General features: G+C 67.1%; 2 protein-coding genes. One reads left to right on the top strand and one right to left on the bottom strand.

What is annotated here, in order from left to right; all coding sequences use genetic code 11:
* Positions 1–471: 471 nt before the first annotated feature.
* Positions 472–1,968, top strand: coding sequence for a M23 family metallopeptidase (locus VHL31_RS09010; protein WP_329660875.1), 1,497 nt, complete (start codon positions 472–474; stop codon positions 1,966–1,968).
* A 64-nt stretch (positions 1,969–2,032) separates the two neighbouring features.
* On the opposite strand, the gene clpB is transcribed toward VHL31_RS09010, so the two are convergent.
* Positions 2,033–4,345 (bottom strand): ATP-dependent chaperone ClpB (gene clpB, locus VHL31_RS09015; protein ID WP_329660876.1); only part of this gene is annotated, 2,313 nt, incomplete at its 5' end.

Genomic DNA, 4,345 nt, shown 5'->3' on the forward strand with positions numbered 1-4,345 from the left:
CAGACGACGATCGGGCCGCCCCCAAAGACAGCCACCCAACCCCAACAGATCAGGCAATCTCACTACCAAAACGCCGATCAAACCAAGCCAGCAGCTCACCGCCGCCGCCCAGCACCACCGCGCTTCGTGGGAGGGGTTCTAGTAGCAGAAGAAGCCCCGGTCAACACCCAAATGGCAGTTCCGATCGTCTCACTAGCGGAGACAGGTGACCGGCCCGCCCATGGCATCGACAGCTCGTTCTTCCACTTCCAGCTAGATAGGCAGCCTTCCGGCCCCCGCAAGAGATGAGAAAGAGAAAGACGGGGAAAACCCGGCGCCTGCGATTGACAGGGAAGAGCACGCTTCGCATGGTCGCGCACAGTTTCCGACAAGTTTTCCGGCCTGCATGCAACCATCGCGGCATCAGGCGCCGGATCGCCGCGGGCTATGGAAGCTTCGACGCATCGTCGGTGGCGCACAGGGGGGACAGGTTTGCGTTCAGGCAGAGACGGCCGGTCGTCCACTTCCTGGGTCGCGCTCGCGACGGCTGCCGGCGTGTCGTTCGCGGCCGGCTTCGGCCTTGCAGGTGCAGGTTTCTACATGCTGAGCGGCCAACGCGCTGACGTCACCGGGCCGATCGAGATTGCGCGCCCGCAGCCGCCGGCAGTCGCACCCCCAGCCCCTCTTCCGGCATTGGCGGCACCGACGCTGTTCGCCCAGCAGACCCTGCCTGCCGGTGATCGGCAGGATGGGCGAGTGGCAGCAGGCGATTTGGCCCCGCCGCAGGCATGGGCCCTTGCGGGGATGGCCCCGGTGGATCCCGACCATGCCGTGGCTGCGCCCGAGCAGCTCCTGCCACCCGACCATGCCGTGCAGGACATGGAAGTCGAGAAGGGCGACACGCTGATCGACATCATGCTGCGCGCCGGTGCCCTCGAAGTAGATGCCCATGCCGCGATCGCCTCCTTGAAAGGCGTCTACGATCCGCGCGACCTGCGGGCCGGCGCCCAGATCTCGATCGAGGTCGATGCTACCGCGGACGGCGAGATCCCGCCCCTGAAGGCGATCACCATCCCGGTGGCGTTCGCCCAGGAACTCAAGGTCGTCCGCAACCCGGACGGCAGCTTCGCGGCAGAGAAGGTCCAGCTGGAGCTGGCGCGGGAGGACGTGCTGGCGGCCGGCACCATCACCGGCAGCCTGTACGACAGCGCGCGCGCCACCGGCATGCCGGCCGAGACGATCATGCGCATTGTGAAGCTCCTATCCTGGGACGTCGATTTCCAGCGCGACCTGCAGGACGGCGACGTGTTCGAGGTGCTCTACGACCGCCTGAGCACGCCCGACGGGAGCGCCAGCCGCTACGATGACGTGAGCTTCGCGCGGCTGGTGACCGGCGGGCGGGACATCGCGCTCTACCGGTTCGACCACAAGGACGGCTCCCGGGGCTGGTTCGACAAGGACGGCCATTCGATCCGCAAGTCGCTCCTGCGCACGCCGATCGATGGGGCCCGCCTGAGCTCGCGTTTTGGCATGCGACGCCACCCGGTGCTGGGCTACTCGCGCATGCATAAGGGCGTCGACTTCGCCGCGTCGACCGGAACGCCGATCTATGCCGCAGGCGATGGCGTGATCGAGATCCGGTCCCGCCACCAGGGCTATGGCAACTATGTCAGGATCAAGCATAGCGGGGGCTATGCCACTGCCTACGGCCACATGCACCGCTTCGCCAAGCAGCTGAAGGTCGGCAGCAAGGTCAAGCAGGGCGAGGTCGTCGGCTATGTCGGATCGACCGGGCTCTCGACCGGACCGCACCTGCACTACGAGATCCTGCAGGACGGTGTGCAGATCAACCCGCTCTCGGTGAAGCAGGCGTTCGCCGAGGAGCTGGCCGGCTCTGAGCTGGCACGGTTCAAGGCCCAGCGGGCCAGGGTCGATGCGCTTCGCATGGAACTGGCCGCCCCCGAACAGGTCGCGCAGAAGCAGGGCTGAGGATCCAAGGAAAAGGGCCGCCCGGCATGTGCCGGACGGCCCTCCTGGTCGACCTGCGAGGAGGTCAGGCGGCCATCGCCAGACCGGCGGGCTCGATCGACAGCTCGCCGCCTTGCACGCCGACCTTCACCTGGTCCCCGTCGGTCACCTTGCCTTCCAGCACCGCCGTCGCCAGCGGGTCCTGCAGGTGACGCTGGATGGCGCGCTTGAGCGGCCGCGCACCATAGACCGGGTCGTAGCCGGCGTTGGCCAGCCAGTTCACCGCGTCCTCGCCGATCTCCAGCGTGATCCGCCGGTCGGCCAGGAGCTTTTCCAAGCGCTGCAGCTGGATCTTGACGATCCCGCCCATCTGCGCACGGCCCAGCCGGTTGAACAGGATGATCTCGTCCAGCCGGTTCAGGAACTCCGGGCGGAAGCTGGCGCGGACCACCGCCATCACCTGCTCCCTGGCGTCCTCGGCAGGCGCACCCTCCGGCAGGGCCGCAAGGTACTCCGAGCCGAGATTGCTGGTCAGCACGATGATGGTGTTGCGAAAGTCGACCGTCCGGCCCTGGCCGTCCGTCAGGCGGCCGTCGTCCAGCACCTGCAGCAGCACGTTGAAGACATCCGGATGGGCCTTCTCGACCTCGTCGAACAGGACCACCTGGTAAGGCCGCCGCCGCACCGCCTCGGTAAGCGCACCCCCCTCGTCATAGCCGACATAGCCCGGAGGAGCGCCGATCAGGCGGCTGACGCTGTGCTTTTCCATGTACTCCGACATGTCGATCCGGATCATGGCCTGCTCGTCGTCGAACAGGAACGAGGCCAGCGCCTTGCACAGCTCGGTCTTGCCCACGCCGGTGGGCCCCAGGAACAGGAAGCTGCCGATCGGCCGGCTCGGATCCTGCAGCCCTGCCCGTGCACGGCGAACCGACTTCGCGACCGCTTCCACCGCCGGATGCTGGCCGACCACACGCGTTTCCAGCTTCTGCTCCATCTGCAGCAGCTTCTCGCGCTCGCCCTCCAGCATCTTGTCGACCGGAATGCCCGTCCAGCGCGACACCACATGCGCGATGTCCTGCTCGGTGACTTCCTCGGCCACCAGCGGGCGGCTCTCGGCGGCCTGCGCCTCGGCCAGCTTCTTCTCGACGGCCGGGATGTCGCCATAGGCGAGCTTGCCGGCACGCTCGAAGTCACCCTTGCGCTGGGCGATCTGCAGCTCGTTGCGGAGCTGCTCCAGCTGCTCCTTCAGCTTGGTCGCCGACGCGAGCTTCTCCTTCTCGGCCTGCCAGCGCGAGGTGATCTCCGCCGAGCTCTTCTTGAGCCCATCCAGTTCCTTCTCGAGCTTGACCAGCCGGTCCTGGGACGCCTTGTCGGTCTCCTTCTGAAGGGCGGCCTTCTCGATCTCCAGCTGCAGGATGCGCCGGTCGAGCTCGTCCAGCTCCTCCGGCTTGCTGTCGATCGCCATGCGCTTGCGCGCCGCCGCCTCGTCGATCAGGTCGATCGCCTTGTCCGGCAGGAAGCGGTCGGTGATGTAGCGGTTCGACATGGTCGCCGCCGCCACGATGGCACCGTCGGTGATCCGCACGCCGTGATGGAGTTCGTACTTCTCCTTCAGGCCGCGCAGGATCGACACCGCGTCCTGGACGTCCGGCTCATTGACGAAGACCGGCTGGAAGCGCCGGGCCAGTGCTGCGTCCTTCTCGATATGCTTGCGGTACTCGTCGAGCGTCGTGGCACCGACGCAATGCAGCTCACCGCGCGCCAGGGCGGGCTTGAGCATGTTGGAAGCGTCCATCGACCCTTCCGCCTTGCCCGCACCGACCAGCGTGTGCAGCTCGTCGATGAACAGGATCGCGTCGCCCTCGCCGTGCGCCAGCTCGCTGAGCAGGCCCTTCAGCCGCTCCTCGAACTCGCCGCGGTACTTCGCACCGGCGACCATGGCGCCCAGATCGAGCGAGAGGAGCTTGCGGTCCTTCAGGCTTTCTGGAACATCGCCGTTGACGATGCGATTGGCCAAGCCCTCGGCGATCGCAGTCTTGCCCACGCCAGGCTCGCCGATCAGCACCGGGTTGTTCTTGGTCCGCCGCGAGAGCACCTGCACGACGCGGCGGATCTCCTCGTCCCGGCCGATCACCGGGTCGAGCTTGCCCTCGCGGGCGGCTGCCGTCAGGTCGCGCGTGTACTTCTCGAGCGCCTGGTACTGGTTCTCGGCGGACGCGCTGTCGGCCTTGCGGCCCTTGCGGATCTGTTCGATCGCGGCGTTCAGCGACTGCGGCGTGATGTTGGCCGCCTTCAGGATGCGCGCCCCTTCCGGGTCGGCGATCGCCAGCGCCAGCAGCAGGCGCTCGGCGGTGACGAAGTTGTCGCCGGCCTTCTTGGCGATCCCCTGCGCCTG

Source organism: Geminicoccus sp. (assembly GCF_036263595.1).
Lineage (GTDB): Bacteria > Pseudomonadota > Alphaproteobacteria > Geminicoccales > Geminicoccaceae > Geminicoccus.